This is a genomic window from Mesorhizobium jarvisii, assembly GCF_003601985.1.
Classification (GTDB): domain Bacteria; phylum Pseudomonadota; class Alphaproteobacteria; order Rhizobiales; family Rhizobiaceae; genus Mesorhizobium; species Mesorhizobium jarvisii.
In genome coordinates, this window is the sequence record NZ_QZXA01000019.1 from 66,718 (window position 1) to 83,542 (window position 16,825).

Here is a 16,825-nt window from a genome sequence, read left to right on the forward strand (position 1 = left end):
TTCCGCCCCGGCTAGCCCTCACCCCGAAACATCGCGGCGTGGCGTTGGGCGAATTCGACGAACGGCGTCGGCCGCACACCGAACATGTCGTGCGTCACCAGATGCACCCGCGATTTCGGCCGTCGCAGCCGCTCGGCCAGTTGTTCGTCCAGCGCATCGGCAAAGCCGGCCGGGACGCCGCTGGCCAGCAGGTTGCGCCGCCGCTCTGCGGGGCTGACATCGATATAGCGAACCGGCTTGCCGATCGCCTGCGATATCAGTGCGGCGATATCGCTCATCGTCAGCGCCTGCGGCCCGGTCATATCGAGACTCTCGCCTTCATGGCCGCCATCGCGCAGCAGCCGGAAGGCCACCTTGGCGATATCCTCGACATCGACCGGCGACAGTTCGGTCTCGCCGAGCGCGAGATAGAAGGCGCCCTCGGCGGCAATGGTCGGTGCATCGCGCAGGTACACCTGCATGAACTGGCTGGGGCGCAGATGCGTCCATGCCATGCCGGCCCCCTCCAGATAGCGTTCGACCTCCTCATGCATGCGGGTGAAGCGGAACCTCTTCGCATCGTAGCCGATGTTGGATTCGGCGCCGGAGAACTTCACCACATGCGCGACGCCGGCCCGGCCGCAGGCATCGATGAAACGGCACTGCGTTTCCGTCATGTCGTCGGCGGCGGTCGAAATCATCAGCACGCGGTCGATGCCGTCGAGTGCCGCGCCAAGTGTGTCCGCCAGGCGCATGTCGCCCTCGACCAGTTCGACGCCGACAAGGCCGCCGAGCCCCGCCACTGACGCCCGGTCCGCATCGCGCACCAGCGCCCTCACCTCATGCCCCTGCCGCGCGAACTCGTGCACGATCGCCTTGCCGTTCAGCCCCGTGGCACCCGTCACCAGGATCATCGTCATCTCTCCGTCTGCAGTGAGGCGGCCGCCCCACCGGCGACCGCGCCTTGAAGACGAAGAGACGAGGGCAAAGGATTCTGCCCACACAGTTTTTTGACGGGAACCTTCGCCGTGCCCCCTCACCGCGCCGGGGCGTAGCGGTTGACCACCATGCCGCAGGCATAGGCTTTCGAGCCGAGCAGCCGGAGGTTACGAAAACCGCCCTGGTCGAAGATGCGGCGGCCGGCACCCAGCACGGCCGGATTGATGAACAGCTGGAACTCGTCGACCAGTCCGGCCGCGATCAGCGACGAGGCAAAGCCGGCGCCGCCGAAGACGATGATGTCGCCGCCCTCGCCTCCCTTCAGCGCCTCGACTTGGCGCGGCAGGTCGCCGCTCACCACCGCCGTGCGCTCCCAGCGCGAGGTTTTCAACCTGTCGCTCGGCACCACCTTCCGGACCTCCACGACGCGCCGGGCGAAGGCGTAGAACGGATCGCGTGGAAACTTCTTCGCCGCATTGCCCCAATGGCTGAGATAGCCCTCCTCGGCCATCTTGCGGCTGAGCAGGATGGTGTCGATGCCGGCGAAGACTGTGTTGAAATCCTGCTTCAGCTCCTGGTCCCAGCCGATGTCGTCGCCCCATTCCCAGAGCTGCCAGCGATGGTCGTCATTGGCGCCGACAAAACCGTCGACCGACATCTGCATCTGCAAGATAAGCTTCTTCATCGTCGTCTCCTCGTCTGTCCGGCTCAAAGAAAATTGCTTTACTTTTGGAACCATTGACGCAAGGCAAAAATGGGGTCAAGAGTAAAGTGATTTAAAAATGGAACCATAGACATGTCGACGCGCGAAAGGTCCGGCTGCCCGATCAGCCTGTCGCTGGAACTGCTCGGCGACCGTTGGACGCTGCTCATCATCCGCGATCTGGTCTTCGCCGGGAAAACGCATTTTCGCGAATTCCTGCAATCAGATGAAGGCATCTCCTCGCGCACGCTGGCCGAGCGGCTGCAGACCCTGCAGGACGAAGGCATCCTCACCCGCAGCGACGATCCGAGCCACGGGCTGAAGGCGATCTACCGGCTGACGGAAGCCGGCATCGACCTGTTGCCGGTGCTGGCCACGCTCGGCGCCTGGGGCAGCAAGCACCGCAAGGCCGACGATCAGCTCGCCCGCACCGCCGACGAACTGGCGGCCGGCGGCGAGCCGGCGCTGGAACGGATGAAGGCGGCGCTGCGGGCCGAACATCTGGCGAACACATGATCGCCGAAACTCTTGAAGGATGCCGCGAGGCCGAGGCGCCCCAACCGCGCGGCGATAACGGATCGTCAGCCATCATACTCGTCGTGAAGGCGAACCCAATCGCCCAGCGTATGTGACGGCCCGTTTTCATTGCGGCCGATTGGAGTGAGGTCGAGATAGCTATAGGTCCCGATCAGGTTCTCGCCGCCCCGGCTCCGCACCTGGAAAGTGCAGTAGATCGTGCCATCGTCATCCCTGTAGAAAACGGTCGCGCCGCCGCGATCCCTGCCTTTCATCGCGACCTCTTCGAAATTGAACAGCACCTTGCCCGACTTGATCTGGTCCTCGGTGAACGACACCTGGAAGTCGAAATTGAAATCGCTGCCGAATGACGAAACCCAATCGAACTGCCAATTCATCCGCGCCTTGAAATCCATGAACTCGGCCAGGGGAGCGCGCGCGCAGACGACCAGGGAGACGTCGTGATGCCTGAGATGCTGGTTGGCGGCGTCGATGTGGTCGCAAAGGAATGAACAGCCGGTGCAGCGATAGTCCGCATTGGGCGGAAACATGAAGTGATAAATGATCAACTGGCTGCGCCCCCCGAAGAGATCGGCCAGCGATTTCCTGCCCTGGGTCGTATCGAACTCGTAGAGCTTGTCGATGCGCAGCCACGGCAGCGCGCGCCGCTCCGCCGCGAGTTGTTGACGCTGTCGGGTCAACGCCTTCTCCTTTGCGAGATGCGATTTGTGCGCTTCAAACCAATCCGAGTAAGGCGCGATGATGTGGTCGGTCATGTCGTGCTCCTTCCGCATTCAGGCATGCTGACAGCCTCGTTGCCCGTCTTGAAGACGTAGTTGAAAACCGCGATCCGACATGGGCCGCGCAATTTTCGCGGGAAGAGAGCAGGCGATACAGCCGGACGCGGACATGCCGCTTGACAGATGTACATGTTATGTTCTCTATTCGTTCCGATCCATCAGCAACCGCGGATATGCAGCCGGATGGAAACGACAGCCACCATCCTGCATGCCGATCTCGATGCCTTCTATGCCTCGGTCGAGCAGTTGCTCGACCCGTCGCTACGCGGCAAGCCGATCGCGGTCGGCGGCGGCGTGGTGCTCGCCGCCTCCTATGAAGCGCGCGCCTTCGGCGTGCGCGGCGGCATGCCGGGGCGCAAGGCGCGCGAGCTTTGCCCGCAACTGATCTTCGTTGGCGGCAATTTCAGCCACTACCAGCGGCTGGGCGACGCGGCGATCAAGGTGCTCGACGATTTCACCCCGGTGGTCGAGCGCATTTCCATCGACGAGGCCTTCGCCGATGTCGCCGGCTGCACGCATCTGTTCGGGCAGCCGCAAGAGATCGCCACGGCGATCCGCCGCCGCGTGCGGGCCGAACTCGGCCTGCCGATCTCGATCGGCGTCGCCCCCACCAAGCATCTGGCCAAGATCGCCTCGCAGGTCGCCAAGCCCGACGGGCTGCTGGTGGTCGACCCCGGCAACGAACTGGCCTTCCTGCACGATTTGCCGGTCTCGTTAATGTGGGGCGTCGGTCCGGCGACCAAGGCGCGGCTGGCCGAAATCGGCATCGAGACCATCGGCGAGCTGGCCAGGACGCATAGCGGCGCGCTGACGCGGCTGCTCGGTCCCGCCGCCGGCGAAAAGCTCGCCGCTCTCGCATGGAACCGCGATCCGCGGAAACTGGAGACCGGGCGCCGGGCACACTCGGCCGGCGCGCAATCGGCGCTTGGGCAAAAGCCTGCCGTGGCGCAGGTGATCGTGCCGACGCTGCTGCATCTGGCCGACCGCGTCGCCAGCCGGCTGCGCGCCAAGGCGCGGCCGGGCCGCACGGTGACGGTGCGCGTGCGCTTTGCCGATCTCAGCGCCGTCACGCGTTCGATCACGCTGGATCAGCCTATCTCGGCGACCACCATGCTGGCCGAGATCGCCGGCGACCTTGTGCGCGGCGTGCTCGCCGACCATTCACGCGAAAAGACCATCTCGCTGCTGGCGATCTCGGTCTCGCATCTGGAGGAAAGCGCGGAACTGCAACTCGACCTGCCGCTTGGCCTCGCCGACGAGAAGCGCCGGCCCGGCAGCAAAAAAGGCCTCGCCCGCTTCGGCGCCGACCGCGCCATCGACAAGATCCGCGAACGCTTCGGCAAGCAGGCCGTCGGCTACGGCACGGTGGCGCTGGAAGCGGCGCGCTCCGTGCCCGACGAATTCAGGGAACTGGCGGAAAAGGAACTGTGAGCTATCTGCCGGTCCGCCAATAGCGATGCACGCTGACGCCGCTGCCGCTTCCCCCATGCCAAGGCTCACAGGCGATCCCGTCCTTGTCGGAATCATGCGTCGGCCAATAGCCCGGCTGTCCCCTGCGCGCTGGGGCAAGCCCGACGGCGCGGGCGGCCGCACAGTTGGGGAACGCGGCAAAGTGCCTTAAGGCGGCGAGCGGCGAGTCAATCTGGATGCCGACAAAGCCATAGGCGATGTAGCCGGACAAGAGGATGAACGGCGCGAAAAGAGCCAGATATTTCAGCCTGCCGTGGCGACGAGTTGCAGGCCAATGCAAGAATGGCAGAAGCATTCCCGGCGCGCCCCCTGCTTCAGACCCCGACACAAATCTATCTTCACCGGGCTGTTGCGACAACCGGCAACGCTTGCCAAACCCCGCCGTGCCGCCCATACAGCGGGACGGGCGGATCGCCCATCCCGAGAGGTCCGCGCCTCTCCCATCCTGCCGGGAATACTGTCCGATGTCAGCGACGCTGTGCCCTTGGTCGAAGCCGTGACGGCCTCCTCCCCCTCCCTTGCCGACCTTGGATGGTCGGAGTTTTTCGGCGACCAGCTTGAAGCGAGCGATGCAAACCTCATCCCGACCCGCATTGCCATGGTCCATCGAGACCGGCTGAGCGGCCTGTCCCAGACGGGACAAACCGACCTGTCCCTGGCGCCGCAGGCCACCACCGGCGACTACGCCGTCGGCGACTGGGTGCTGGTCGAGCCGCACAGTCACCTTCTGCAGCGTCGCCTCACCCGCAAGACGGTTCTGGAACGCCGCGTCCAGGGCGGCAGGGGGCCACAGCTGGCCGCCGCCAATGTCGACACGCTGTTCATCGTCACGTCCTGCAATGCCGACTTCAACATCGCCCGGCTCGAACGCTATCTGGCGCTGGCCAACGAGGCCGGAACGACGCCTGTGATCCTGTTGACCAAGGCCGATACGGCTGAGGACGCCGAGGCGTACCGGAAGCAAGCTGCCGCGTTGCAGCGCGGATTGGCGGTGGTGACGCTGAACCCGCGCATACCGGGCGCCGCGAGCGCACTCGCCGCCTGGTGCGGCGCGGGGCAGACGGTGGCGCTGATCGGTTCCTCCGGCGTCGGCAAGTCGACACTGGTCAACACGCTGGCCGGATCGGCGCAGCAATCGCCGCAGCAGACCGGAGCCATCCGCGAACACGACGCCAAGGGGCGCCACACCACCACGGCGCGGTCCCTGCACGCCATTGCCGGTGGCGGCTGGGTGATCGACACGCCGGGCATGCGCACGCTGCAGGTCAGCGATGTCGGCTACGGCATCGACACGCTGTTCGCCGAAATCACCGAGCTGGCACCGCTGTGCAAATTCCGCGACTGCACGCATGTGCATGAACCGGGCTGCGCGGTGCAGGCAGCGTCGAAGGCCGGCACGCTCGATCCGGAGCGCCTGGCCCGCTGGCGCAAACTGTCCGACGAAAACCAGAACAACACGCCGGTTCAGACGGGACCTCGCGGCGCCAAGTCACCCGCCGGCCGCGGCAAGCGACGTTGAACGGCTGCCCTACTGCCCTCAAAGCCGGGCCGTGCCGAAAACCCGATCCCAGAAAAGCGACGTCACGCCGAAATTGGCGTTGTCGTCTATATGGTGATGCACCGCGTGGCGGCGCTTGAGCGTGTAGAGATAGCTGGGATGGGCGGGATGCCAGTGGTGGATCATGTGGTGGACGCTGATGTACCAGAGATAGCCCAGCATCAGCCCGCAGCCGACCGCGCTGGCGGTCGCGAAATCCGAGAGCAACCAGATGGGCAGCGCGATCAACGCATGCACGCCCAGGCTGAGCCAGGTCGGCGTGCCCACCGGACTGCGCTCTTCGACGTGATGACGGTCGTGCAGATCCCTGATGTAGGGAACATGATGCAGGACGAAGCGGTGCAGGACGTATTCGATCAACGTCCAAAGGCCGAGACAGATCACCACCGTGCCGATCCAGTCCGGCGCACTCTCCTCCCCGGCCTCGATCAGCCCGGCCACGCCCAGAAGGGCGATCACCAGCGGATAGACCACGAAATCGCTGTAGTAGCCGATCAGACCGAGTTGCATTCCGGACGCCCCAACTGATTTCGACGCCGCCCCAGAATCGATGCTATCAGATTGCCGAACTCGCGGATGAGGTGCAATGCAGATGCATCTGACATAGCGTCGCAATTTCCCGGTGCAAGTTCAGCACGCATGATCGACTCAAGAATCGGCGGGCCTCGCACCGGCGCCGCAAACGGACATGCAAAAATGGCAAAACGCAGTGCGGGCCTGCTGATTTATCGTCGAAACGATGGGGATATCCAGGTGCTTCTGGTTCACCCGGGCGGCCCGTTCTGGGCAAAGAAGGACGACGGCGCCTGGTCGATCCCGAAAGGCCTCGTCGACGAGGACGAGGACGAACTGGCGGCAGCGCAACGCGAGACCGGGGAAGAGCTCGGCATCACAATCGACGGCCCCTTCGCGCGCCTCGGCGACTACAAGCAACCGGGCGGCAAGATCGTCATTGCCTGGTCGGTCGAGGCTAGCACCGAGATCGATGTCGCCACGATCAAGAGCAACAGCTTCACCATGGAATGGCCGCCGCGATCTGGGTCGATGAAAGAATTTCCGGAGGTCGACAGGGCCGGCTGGTTCAGCCTGCCGGAGGCGGAGGTAAAACTTCTGCAGGGCCAGCGCCCGATGCTGTCGGATCTGGCGAAGCGGCTGGGGATCGGGTGATTGCCGGCGGCAAAGCTGCCAATCTCCCTTCGTAGGGGAGATCGGCTGTCACCCCGCAAACCGCGCCGCAGTCCACGCGCCGCCCGCCGCATTCGACTCCACCGCCGCCGCGACGAACTTCACGCCGCGCGCGCCATCGACGACGTCCGGCACCCGCGCCGCACGCGCGGCATCGACCACGCCACCGGAGCGATGCGCGCGGATGATGTCGGCGGCGTCGCGGTAGAAATTGGCGAAGGCCTCGATATAGCCTTCCGGATGCGCCGCCGGCATGCGCGAGACGCGCCGGCTTTCCTCGGTCGAACCATGGCCGCCGCGCACCAGCGTGCGGGTTTCCTCGCCATAGCGCGAGAAGCGCAGTTCCTCCGGCCGCCCGCCCGACCATTCGAGCCCGGCTTTGTCGCCATAGATGCGAACGGACAGATCGTTGTAGTGGCCGGGCGAGGTCTGGCTGGCCAGGATCGTGCCGCGTGCTCCATCCGCGCAGCGCACCATGACATGCGCATTGTCGTCGAGCCGGCGTCCGGGCACCGCGGTGAACAGGTCCGCCGACACCGCCTCGGCTTCGCAGCCTGAGATATAGCTCGCCAGATTGAAGGCATGCACACCGATATCGGCCAGCACCGCCGACTGCCCTGCCCGCGCCGGATCGGTGCGCCATTCCGCCTGCTTCTGGCCCTCGGCGTCGATCGGCTTGGTCAGCCAGTCCTGGATGTAGGCGCCATGCACCGACACGATCCGCCCGAGTTCGCCCGCCATCACCATTTCGCGCGCCTGCCGGACCATGGCGTAGCCGGTGTTGTTCAGCGTCACGACGAAGCGGCGTTTTTTGGCGCGCGCCAGCGTCACCAGCGCCTCGGCGTCGCTGAGCGTCGTCGACAGCGGCTTGTCGCAGATCACATCGATGCCCGCCTCGAGGAAGGCGGTGGCAATCGGTGCGTGCAGATGGTTGGGCGTGACGATGACGACCGCCTCGATGCCATCAGGGCGCCCGGCTTCCGCCAGCGCCATGGCGTGATAATCGGCATAGCTGCGCTCCGGCGCGATGCCGATCTCGGCGGCCGAGGCGGCGGCGTTCTCCGGGTCGGAGGACAGCGCACCGGCCACCAGCACGATCTGGTCGTCGAGTCGCATGGCCAGCCGATGCACGGCGCCGATGAAGGCATTGCGGCCGCCGCCGACCATGCCGACCCTCAGGCGCTTGCCCGCCGACCCGTCCGATGTTGCGTAGACCATGTTTTCTCCTCCACCTATCACTTCGTCATCCTGGGGCGGAGCAAGGAGCGCAGCGACGCGGCGCAGACCCTAGGATGACGACGGTGAGGCCTAACACTTTCGAACACAATTTCCAATTTCCGTATTGTAATACGATTGTGCCACACTAGCCTGCGATCATGAGTGGGGCGGGCAAATCTTCGGGACGATCTCATGCCGACGAGGCGGCGACGCGCAAGCGCGGGCGCTCGCTGGCGGCGTTGGGCTACATCAAGCCGCAGACCTATGAGGAACTGCGCGCCGTGCTCTCCTCCGGCACCGTGCATTTTCCCAAGCGGCTGCGCCAGGTGGCGATCTTCATGTGGCAGCATCCGAGCGATGTCGCACTCGGCACCATCGCCCAGGTGGCGGCACAGGCGGGCGTGCAGCCCTCGACGCTGGTGCGCTTTGCCCAGATCTTCGGCTATTCCGGCTTTTCCGATTTCCAGGGCCTGTTCAAGGAACACGTAAAGGGCTCCTGGCCGGAAGCGCGCGGCGAGCCGCGCGCCGAGGTCGAACCCAACGCCGCCATGCATTTCCTGCGCGGCATGGTCGGCGCCTCGCAGGCCTCGCTCGGCCGTATCGAGACCGGCTTCGACGTCGAGAGCTTCGAGAAGATGGTGACGCTGCTGGCGGCGGCCGAGCTGATCTATGTCATCGGCTCCAAGCGCGCCTTCCCGGTCACCGCCTATCTGTCGCTGACCTTGTCGCAGCAAGGCGTGCGCAATGTGCTGGTCGACAATGTCGGCTCCTCCGCGCTCGACCAGGTCGGCTGCATCGGCGGCCGAGATGCCGTGCTGGCCGTTTCCTTCAGCCCCTACAATTCGATCACGCCCGACCTTGTCGCGGTGGCGCATGAACGCAAGGCCCGCATCGTCACCATCACCGACAGCACCTTCAGCCCGCTGATCGCTTTGTCGGACAGTTGGCTGGAAGTCGTGGAGTCCGACTTCGCCGGCTTCCGCTCGCTGGCGGCGTCTCTGGCGGTCGGCATGGCGCTGGTCCAAGGCGTCGCGGCAAAACGCGGCGCATGAGGCGCTGCTGGCACAATTGACTATCGGGAATTGCCGTTCCATATTTTAAAAAATAGAAACTTTGTTCCGGGAGGAGGAATGGAGCTTCATCTCCAAGGTAAGGTCGTGCTGGTCACCGGCGCGACGCAAGGCATCGGCCGCGCCATCGCCGAGGCGCTGGCGCACGCCGGCGCCGGCGGGCTGCTGATCACCGGTCGCGACGGCAAACGCGGCGACGCCGTGGCGGCGGAACTGTCGGCCATCGGGACGCCGACCGTCTTCGTCGCCGCCGACCTTGGAGACCCGCAGGCCCCTGTCCTGCTGGCGCAGGCCTGCATCGACCGCTTCGGCCGCATCGATGGCCTCGTCAACGCCGCCGGCCTGACCGACCGCGCTTCCTTCCTCGATGCCAGCCTCGACGACTGGGCTTCGCTGTTCGCCGTCAATGCGCGCGCGCCGTTCTTCCTGATGCAGGCGGCGATTGCCGACATGAGGAAGCGCGGGGAGCCCGGCGCCATCGTCAACATCCTGTCGATCAACGCCCATTGCGGCTCCCCCGAACTCGCCGTCTATTCCGCCACCAAGGGTGCGCTTGCGACGCTGACCAAGAACGCCGCCAACGCCCACCGTTTCGACCGCATCCGCGTCAACGGCATCAATGTCGGCTGGACCGACACGCCGGCCGAACGCGTGATGCAGTCCGAGACGCTGGGCCACGGTCCGGGCTGGCTCGACGCCGCCAATGCCGCGCAGCCTTTCGGCAGGCTGCTCAAGCCGGACGATATCGCCAACCTTGCCGTCTTCCTGCTTTCCGACGCGGCCGGGCCGATGACCGGCGCCGTGATCGACCAGGAGCAGTCGGTGATCGGGGCGAACCGGTGAACGCCGCTTCGACAGCGCCGGAAACGCTCGGGCCGGCCTTGCTGGACCAGCTTCCGGCCGCTGTCCGGACGCCTGGATATGACCGGGCAACTCTTGCGCCTGGCATGGCGCATCTCGGCGTCGGCGCGTTCCACCGCTGCCACCAGGCCGAATACACCGATGATTTGCTGGCGCGCCAGTTCGACCGCTGGGGCGTTGTCGGCATCAATATCCGTCCGCCCACCCTTGCCGACACGCTCGGTCGGCAGAGCGGGCTCTACACAAGGCTGATTCGCGAAAACAGCCATATCGAGGCTCGCGTCATCGGCAGCATCGTGAAGGTGGTGGACAGCCAGGCAAGTGCCGCACCGGCACTCACGGTGCTGTCCTCGCGCGATATCGAACTGGTGACGATGACCGTGACGGAGAAAGGCTATTGCCACATCCCGTCGAGCGGCGCGCTCGATCTCGATCATCCCGACATCGTCCATGATCTCGGCAACCCTCATGCGCCGCGCAGCGTGCCCGGCATCCTCGCGCGGGCGCTGGAGCTGCGGCGGGCCACGCATGGCCGGCCCCTGACGCTGCTCTCCTGCGACAACATCCCGGCCAACGGCGTCATCCTGGAAACCGTCGTGCGGAGCTTTGCCGAACGGCGCGGCAATGGCCTTGCCGACTGGATCGCGGCCAATGCCGCCTTCCCGTCGGCCATGGTCGACCGCATCGCGCCGGCGGTGACGCAGGATGATCTCGACAGTGTCGAGCAATGGTTCGGCTACCGCGACGCCGCCGTCGCCGTCGGCGAGCCGTTCCGGCAATGGGTGATCGAGCAGAAATTCGCCGGCCGCGTGCCGCGCTGGGACCTGGTCGGCGCGACCTTCGTCGACGACGTCACGCCGTTCGAGCATCTCAAGATGCGGGTGCTGAACGGCGCCCAGACGACGCTCGCCACGCTCGGCGTGCTGGCCGGGCTGGAGCATACATCGGATGCCATCGCCGACCCGCTGCTGTCGGCCTTCATCAGGCGCATGCTGGTCGAGCAGACGCTGCCGACGCTGATGCCGGTGCCCGGCATGGATCCACCGGCCTATGTCGAGCAGAGCCTCGGCCGGCTGAAGAACACGGCGATCCGCCACCGCAACCACCAGATCGCCACCGATGGCTCGCAGAAGATCGTGCAACGCCTGCTCAACCCGATCCGCGACCGGCTGCGCCAGGGCGCCTCCATCGGCTTGCTGTCGGTGCCGGTCGCCGGCTGGATGGCCTATCTGATCCAGGCCTCGGACCGCTTCGGCAAACGCTGGCCGGTGTCGGATCCCTATGCCGGCAAAGTCGCCGAGATCGCCGACGCCACTGGCCGCGATGCACCGGCTCTGGCTTCGGCCATCCTTGCCATCGACACGATCTTCGACCCTGGCATTGCCGCGAACGCTGCGTTTCGCGCGGCCGTGACTTCGGCGCTGGGCGAGCTGCTTTCGGACGATCCGATGGCGGCTGTCCGGCACAGTCTCGAACATGATGAGGCCGCAAGGTTGAAACGATCCAAACAATAGGCATTATAAACATCGACCGTGAAGACACGGCTAGGGGAGGCACTATGAAACTTGGACTGCTCACCGCACCCTTCGCGGAGACGCCGCTTGCCGATGTCGCCGCCTGGGCCAGCTCTGCCGGCTTCGAGGCGCTGGAAATCGCCTGCTGGCCGAAAACCTCCGGTGCGACGCGGCGCTATGCCGGTACCAGCCATATCGACGCTGCCTCCACCTCGCCCGCAAAGGCGAAAGAAATCACCGCCTCGCTGGCGGAAAGGCACCTGACCATCTCAGGCCTCGGCTACTACCCCAATCCGCTGCATCCCGACGCCGCGCATCGCGAGGCGGTGATCGGCCATCTGAAGAAGGTGATCGTGCTGGCCGCCAATATGGGCGTGCCCGTGGTCAACACCTTCTGCGGCGGCGATGCGTCCAAGACCGTCGACGTCAACTGGCAGGACGCGCTGAAAGTCTGGCCCGAAATCGTCGCTTTTGCACGCGGCCATGGCATCAAGCTTGCCTTCGAGAATTGCCCGATGATCTTCAGCTATGACGAATGGCCGGGCGGGCACAACATCGCCTATTCGCCGCAGGTCTGGCGCCGCATCCTGGAGACCTGGGGCGGCGATATCGGCATGAATTTCGACCCCTCGCACCTGGTCTGGCAGATGATCGACCAGGCCCGCTTCATCAGGGAATTCGGCCCCTACATGCTGCATGTCCACGCCAAGGATTTGATGATTGATCATGATGGTTTGTACGAGCGCGGAATCCTCTCGGCCGGGATAGGCTGGCAGGTGCCGCGCATGCCGGGGCTGGGCGATGTCGACTGGAGCGGCTTCTTCTCCGGCCTCTACCGCGCCGGCTATGACGGATCGGTCATCATCGAACATGAGGACAGGCGGTTTGAAAGCAGCGACGAGCAGGTGAAGCGGGGTTTTCTGCTCGCCCGCGACGTTCTGCGACCCTACGTCAAGTGAAAAGCATGCCGGTAACGACATGCGGAGAACAACGAGTTGAGCCGCCTGACTCTCTTTCTGAACGGCATGTCTCAACGACTTGGAACTGAAACTGAAAAACAATGTGGAGGAAGTCTGAAATGAAGAAAATCCTGACCATGGTCCCGCTCCTTGCGGGCGCTGCCTTGCTGGCCTCAATGGGCGTCTCGTCGGCCGCCGGCAAATACACGATCGGCATTTCCAACACCGTGCAGGGCAATGGCTGGCGCGAGGAGATGGTGTGCGCCATGAAGGCGCAGGCGCTGGCTTCCGGCGAAGTGGCGAAACTCAACATCGCCCACCGCAACACCGATGCCGCCGGCCAGTTGGAAGACATCCGCAACCTGATCAGCGCCAAGGTCGACGCCATCGTCGTCAACCCGGCCGATCCGGCCGGCATCAAGGCGGGCCTGGAGGAAGCCACCAAGGCCGGCATCGTCGTCGTTGCCGTCGACCAGGCGGTCACCGAGCCGTCGGCCTACATCATCTCCAACAACCAGGAGGAATATGCCTATCTCGGCGCCAAATGGCTGTTCCAGCAGATGGGCGGCAAGGGCGAGGTGTTTTACATGCGCGGCGCCGCCGGCGCTTCGGCTGACTCCGACCGCGACAAAGGCTTCAAGAAGGCGCTGGCCGAATTCCCCGACGTGAAGGTGGCGCAGGAAGTCTTCACCGGCTGGCAGCAGGACCAGGCCAAGCAGCAGATCCTCTCCTTCCTGTCGACGGGAACGCCGATCAACGGCATCTGGACCTCCGGCATCGACAACGTCATCGTCGACGCGCTGGTGGAATCGCAGGCGCCGCTGGTGCCGATCGTCGGTGCCGACAATGCCGGCTTCGTCGGCCAGCTGAGCTCGGTAAAGGGCCTCGTCGGCGCTGCCGTCACCAACCCCGGCTCGATCGGCGGCGCGGGCGTGACGCTGGCGCTGCAGATCCTCGACGGCAAGAAGCCGGCACAGCAGACCGTTCTGGTGCAGCCGCAGCTCTGGGAAAACGCCACCGAGGAAGGCAAGGCCAATCTGAAGGCTGCCGCCGACCCGTCGCTCAGCCCCGAATGGCCGGTCTCGATCTCGATCCCGGACTGGACGACGTATACGAAGGACCAGATCGTGGCCTGCAAGGGGCCGGGCGAGTAAGGGCTGGACGCGCTTCTTCCTTCTCCCCTTGTGGGAGAAGGTGGCCTCGCGAAGCGAGGTCGGATGAGGGGTGCTCCAGGGAATGCCGACGTCTCACTCCGCTGGAACACCCCTCATCCGTCTCGGCGCTACGCGCCGATCCACCTTCCCCCACAAGGGGGGAAGGAAAGTCGCCGCCTTCGGCCGACTTGCCGCACCGCCGCAGAGATCGAGAACAACACATTTTGACAACAAACCCGTTGCCGCAAAGCCCCCTCCTCGACGCCACTGGCGTCGCCAAGAACTACGGCGCGGTTGCCGCCCTTCGCAACGCGTCGCTCTCCGTCCTGCCGGGCGAAGTGCATGCGCTGATGGGCGCCAATGGCGCCGGCAAGTCGACGCTGGTGAAGATCCTGACCGGCGCGATATCGGCCAATGCCGGACGCATCCTGATCCGGGGCGAGGCGCGCGACATACGCTCGCCCGCCGCCGCGCGCCGCGCGGGCCTGCTGCCCGTCTACCAGGAGCCGTCGCTGATCCCCGATCTCGACGTCCTGTCCAATCTGCGGCTGACCGGCACGCCGGTCGAGCCGTTCCGCGCCTGGGTGCGCGAGCTCGGCATTGCGGACCTCGACCTGCGCGACACCGCGCGCGACATCCCGCTGGCCGTGCTGCGCGTGCTCGACCTCGCGCGCGCCCTGGCTGTCGAGCCTGACGTGCTGCTGCTCGACGAGATGACGGCCGCGCTGCCCGCCAACCTTGCCGAAAAAGTGCTGGAAGTGGTGCGCCGCCAGGGCGATGCCGGTCGCGCCGTCATCTTCATCTCGCACCGCTTCGTCGAGATCTCGGCGCTGTGCGACCGCGCCACCGTGCTGCGCGACGGCGAGACCGTCGGCGTCGTCGACATCGTGCCGGGCGTGGAGGAAAAGATCGTCGAGCTGATGCTCGGCACCCGCATCGTGAAAACCCATGTCGCCGCGCGCAGCGCCGCCGAGAAGGCGGCACCCACCCCTGCCCGGCCGCGGCTCTCCGTGCACAATCTGCGCGTCGGCGCCAAGCTCAACGACGTCTCCTTCGATCTCAGGGATGGCGAAGTCGCCGGCGTCGTGGCGCTCGAAGGCCAGGGCCAGGACGAATTGTTCGCAGCCCTTGCCGGCTCGATCCGCCCCTCGGGCGGCACGATCGAGGTCGATGGCAGCCCAGTGAAGTTTTCGCACCCGATCGACGCCATCCGCTCGGGCATCGCCTATGTGCCGGGCGACCGGTCCGAGGCGCTCGCCATGCAGCGCTCGGTGCGTGAAAACATCGCGCTGCCCTTCAGTGCGGCGCTGCGCAACTGGGGACCTATCCCCATGCGCCGCGAGCGCGCAAAGGTGCTCAGCGCCATCGAGCGGCTGCAGATCGACACCCGCGCGCAGGGCGAGGTGCAGCGCCTGTCGGGCGGCAACCAGCAGAAGGTGACCATCGCCCGCTGGATCGCGGCGGACGCCCGCACCATCCTGTGCTTCGACCCGACGCGCGGCATCGATGTCGGCACCAAGCAGGAGATCTACAAGCTGCTGCGCGAGCTCGCCGGCCACAGCAAGTCGGTGCTGTTCTACACCTCGGAACTGGAAGAGGTGCAGCGCGTCTGCGACCGCGTCATCGTCATCTTCGGCGGCCGTCTCGTCGACATTTTCGCCGTGGAGGAGGCCGACGAGCCGGCACTGATGCGCGCCGCCTACGGCCTGCCGCGCGGCGCCAAGGCCGATATCGGCATATTGGCCGATCCCCAGTCCCCGTCTTCGGGGACGGCGCCATGAGCCATTTCCTACGCCGCCAGGGCTGGGTCATCGGCCTGTTCGCCCTGCTCATCGTGCTGTTCATCGCCACCAGGATCATCCAGCCCGGCTATGGCAGCGGCGATTTCGGCTCGCTGGCGCGGGCCGTGCTGCCCTATGCCTTCGCGGTCGCGGCGCAGACGGTGGTGGTCATCGCCGGCGGCATCGACCTGTCGGTCGCCGCCATGATGGCGCTGACCAGCGTCACCGCCGCCTCGATGATGGCGGGCGCTAGCGAGGAATACGCGCTGTTCGTGGTGCCCTTCGTGCTCGCCATGGGTCTCGTCCTCGGCGCGCTCAACGGCCTCTTGATCGTCGTCACCCGCGTGCCCGACATCGTCGTCACGCTCGCCATGCTGTTCGTGCTGCAGGGCGCCGCCCTGCTGGTGCTCGACGCGCCGGGCGGCGCCGCCGCCGAATGGCTGAAGGCGCTGATCTCAGGCACCGTGCCGATCCCGGGCCTGCCCGACGCCATCGACGCCTGGGTCCCGAAGGCACTGCTGGTGCTGATCGTCTGCCTCTGCGTGATATGGATACCGCTCAGGCGCTCGCGCCTTGGCCTGTCCATCTATGCCATCGGCTCGAGCGAGCTGGCGGCGTTCCGCTCAGGCGTGCCGGTCAAGCGCACCCGCATCATCGCCTATGCGCTGTCGGGCCTGTTCGCCGCCTTTGGCGGCCTGGCGCTGACCATGAGCACCGGCATCGGCGCGCCCATCCCCGGCCCCTACCTCCTGGCCAGCGTTGCCGCCGTGGTGCTGGGCGGCGTGGCGCTCGGCGGCGGCAAGGGCGGCCTGCTCGGCCCCATCGTCGCCGTCTTCGTGCTGCGCCTGGTGCGCACCGACCTCACCCTGCTCGCCATCGACCCCAACGTCACCGCCATCATCGAAGGCGCCATCATGGTGGCCGTGGTGATGTTCGGGGCGTTTATTACGATGCGGGGGCGGCAATGAGGGGTGGGTATGAAATGAAGCGCTGCGCCCTACGACGCCCCCCTCTGTCCTGCCGGACATCTCCCCCACGAGGGGGGAGATCAGCAGCTTTGGCGCCCCACTCTTCTCAGCAACGTTGGAGATTGGCGAAAGCCGCGACAACAGCCGATC

The 16,825-nt window shown here is 65.7% G+C and carries 17 protein-coding genes; 11 read left to right on the forward strand and 6 right to left on the reverse strand.

Going from position 1 to position 16,825, the window contains the following annotated elements:
* Positions 1–11 precede the first annotated feature (11 nt).
* Positions 12–899, reverse strand: a complete 888-nt coding sequence (locus tag D3242_RS31530) for an SDR family oxidoreductase (protein WP_223217702.1) — start codon at positions 897–899, stop codon at positions 12–14.
* A gap of 116 nt (positions 900–1,015) precedes the next feature.
* A complete protein-coding gene (locus D3242_RS31535; RefSeq protein WP_064981831.1) occupies positions 1,016–1,603 on the reverse strand; it encodes a dihydrofolate reductase family protein in 588 nt (195 codons plus the stop codon).
* A gap of 111 nt (positions 1,604–1,714) precedes the next feature.
* On the opposite strand from D3242_RS31535, the gene D3242_RS31540 reads away from it, so the two are divergent.
* Positions 1,715–2,137, forward strand: a complete 423-nt coding sequence (locus D3242_RS31540; protein ID WP_064981832.1) for a winged helix-turn-helix transcriptional regulator — start codon at positions 1,715–1,717, stop codon at positions 2,135–2,137.
* Positions 2,138–2,202: 65 nt separating this feature from the next.
* On the opposite strand, the gene D3242_RS31545 is transcribed toward D3242_RS31540, so the two are convergent.
* Entirely contained in the window at positions 2,203–2,913 is a 711-nt protein-coding gene (locus tag D3242_RS31545) for a DUF899 domain-containing protein (protein WP_064981975.1), read from the reverse strand.
* Positions 2,914–3,120: 207 nt separating this feature from the next.
* On the opposite strand from D3242_RS31545, the gene dinB reads away from it, so the two are divergent.
* Positions 3,121–4,368 (forward strand): DNA polymerase IV, encoded by a 1,248-nt coding sequence (gene dinB / locus D3242_RS31550; RefSeq protein WP_064981834.1) that lies wholly within the window; start codon positions 3,121–3,123, stop codon positions 4,366–4,368.
* 1 nt (position 4,369) lies between these two features.
* Here dinB and D3242_RS31555 read toward each other — a convergent pair whose 3' ends face one another.
* Positions 4,370–4,702: an excalibur calcium-binding domain-containing protein gene (locus tag D3242_RS31555; protein ID WP_038647988.1), complete on the reverse strand. Its 333-nt coding sequence runs from the start codon at positions 4,700–4,702 to the stop codon at positions 4,370–4,372.
* Positions 4,703–4,885: 183 nt separating this feature from the next.
* Here D3242_RS31555 and rsgA point away from each other — a divergent pair, with 183 nt between their 5' ends.
* On the forward strand, positions 4,886–5,926 hold the full coding sequence (gene rsgA, locus D3242_RS31560) for a ribosome small subunit-dependent GTPase A (RefSeq protein ID WP_064981836.1): 1,041 nt from the start codon (positions 4,886–4,888) through the stop codon (positions 5,924–5,926).
* Positions 5,927–5,944: 18 nt separating this feature from the next.
* Here the strand turns inward: rsgA and D3242_RS31565 are convergent, their stop codons facing one another.
* Complete coding sequence (locus D3242_RS31565; protein ID WP_019859376.1) at positions 5,945–6,475, reverse strand: sterol desaturase family protein; 531 nt, start codon at positions 6,473–6,475, stop codon at positions 5,945–5,947.
* 186 nt (positions 6,476–6,661) lie between these two features.
* Between D3242_RS31565 and D3242_RS31570 the strand changes: the two genes are divergently transcribed.
* Positions 6,662–7,132 (forward strand): NUDIX hydrolase, encoded by a 471-nt coding sequence (locus tag D3242_RS31570; protein WP_027047067.1) that lies wholly within the window; start codon positions 6,662–6,664, stop codon positions 7,130–7,132.
* 48 nt (positions 7,133–7,180) lie between these two features.
* Here the strand turns inward: D3242_RS31570 and D3242_RS31575 are convergent, their stop codons facing one another.
* A complete protein-coding gene (locus D3242_RS31575; protein WP_064981838.1) occupies positions 7,181–8,368 on the reverse strand; it encodes a Gfo/Idh/MocA family protein in 1,188 nt (395 codons plus the stop codon).
* A gap of 158 nt (positions 8,369–8,526) precedes the next feature.
* Between D3242_RS31575 and D3242_RS31580 the strand changes: the two genes are divergently transcribed.
* From D3242_RS31580 to D3242_RS31610, 7 genes are all read left to right on the forward strand, one after another.
* Positions 8,527–9,420, forward strand: a complete 894-nt coding sequence (locus tag D3242_RS31580) for a MurR/RpiR family transcriptional regulator (RefSeq protein ID WP_064981839.1) — start codon at positions 8,527–8,529, stop codon at positions 9,418–9,420.
* A 78-nt stretch (positions 9,421–9,498) separates the two neighbouring features.
* On the forward strand, positions 9,499–10,281 hold the full coding sequence (locus tag D3242_RS31585) for an SDR family oxidoreductase (protein ID WP_064981841.1): 783 nt from the start codon (positions 9,499–9,501) through the stop codon (positions 10,279–10,281).
* Entirely contained in the window at positions 10,278–11,813 is a 1,536-nt protein-coding gene (locus tag D3242_RS31590) for a mannitol dehydrogenase family protein (RefSeq protein ID WP_064981843.1), read from the forward strand. The genes D3242_RS31585 and D3242_RS31590 overlap by 4 nt, the downstream gene beginning before the upstream one ends.
* A 44-nt stretch (positions 11,814–11,857) precedes the next feature.
* Positions 11,858–12,772, forward strand: a complete 915-nt coding sequence (locus tag D3242_RS31595) for a sugar phosphate isomerase/epimerase family protein (protein ID WP_064981845.1) — start codon at positions 11,858–11,860, stop codon at positions 12,770–12,772.
* 119 nt (positions 12,773–12,891) lie between these two features.
* Positions 12,892–13,926: an ABC transporter substrate-binding protein gene (locus D3242_RS31600; RefSeq protein ID WP_064981846.1), complete on the forward strand. Its 1,035-nt coding sequence runs from the start codon at positions 12,892–12,894 to the stop codon at positions 13,924–13,926.
* A 239-nt stretch (positions 13,927–14,165) separates the two neighbouring features.
* Positions 14,166–15,707, forward strand: coding sequence for a sugar ABC transporter ATP-binding protein (locus tag D3242_RS31605; protein ID WP_064981848.1), 1,542 nt, complete (start codon positions 14,166–14,168; stop codon positions 15,705–15,707).
* Positions 15,704–16,675: an ABC transporter permease gene (locus tag D3242_RS31610; protein WP_019859386.1), complete on the forward strand. Its 972-nt coding sequence runs from the start codon at positions 15,704–15,706 to the stop codon at positions 16,673–16,675. Before D3242_RS31605 ends, D3242_RS31610 begins: the two co-directional genes overlap by 4 nt.
* Positions 16,676–16,825: the final 150 nt, after the last annotated feature.

Excerpts from the sequence above, each read along its gene's own strand:
- D3242_RS31530 (WP_223217702.1), bottom strand. The coding sequence starts at position 899 with ATGACGATGATCCTGGTGACGGGTGCCACGGGGCTGAACGGCAAGGCG.
- D3242_RS31535 (WP_064981831.1), bottom strand. The coding sequence starts at position 1,603 with ATGAAGAAGCTTATCTTGCAGATGCAGATGTCGGTCGACGGTTTTGTC.
- D3242_RS31540 (WP_064981832.1), top strand. The coding sequence starts at position 1,715 with ATGTCGACGCGCGAAAGGTCCGGCTGCCCGATCAGCCTGTCGCTGGAA.
- D3242_RS31545 (WP_064981975.1), bottom strand. The coding sequence starts at position 2,913 with ATGACCGACCACATCATCGCGCCTTACTCGGATTGGTTTGAAGCGCAC.
- dinB (WP_064981834.1), top strand. The coding sequence starts at position 3,121 with ATGGAAACGACAGCCACCATCCTGCATGCCGATCTCGATGCCTTCTAT.
- D3242_RS31555 (WP_038647988.1), bottom strand. The coding sequence starts at position 4,702 with ATGCTTCTGCCATTCTTGCATTGGCCTGCAACTCGTCGCCACGGCAGG.
- D3242_RS31565 (WP_019859376.1), bottom strand. The coding sequence starts at position 6,475 with ATGCAACTCGGTCTGATCGGCTACTACAGCGATTTCGTGGTCTATCCG.
- D3242_RS31570 (WP_027047067.1), top strand. The coding sequence starts at position 6,662 with ATGGCAAAACGCAGTGCGGGCCTGCTGATTTATCGTCGAAACGATGGG.
- D3242_RS31575 (WP_064981838.1), bottom strand. The coding sequence starts at position 8,368 with ATGGTCTACGCAACATCGGACGGGTCGGCGGGCAAGCGCCTGAGGGTC.
- D3242_RS31580 (WP_064981839.1), top strand. The coding sequence starts at position 8,527 with ATGAGTGGGGCGGGCAAATCTTCGGGACGATCTCATGCCGACGAGGCG.
- D3242_RS31585 (WP_064981841.1), top strand. The coding sequence starts at position 9,499 with ATGGAGCTTCATCTCCAAGGTAAGGTCGTGCTGGTCACCGGCGCGACG.
- D3242_RS31595 (WP_064981845.1), top strand. The coding sequence starts at position 11,858 with ATGAAACTTGGACTGCTCACCGCACCCTTCGCGGAGACGCCGCTTGCC.
- D3242_RS31600 (WP_064981846.1), top strand. The coding sequence starts at position 12,892 with ATGAAGAAAATCCTGACCATGGTCCCGCTCCTTGCGGGCGCTGCCTTG.
- D3242_RS31610 (WP_019859386.1), top strand. The coding sequence starts at position 15,704 with ATGAGCCATTTCCTACGCCGCCAGGGCTGGGTCATCGGCCTGTTCGCC.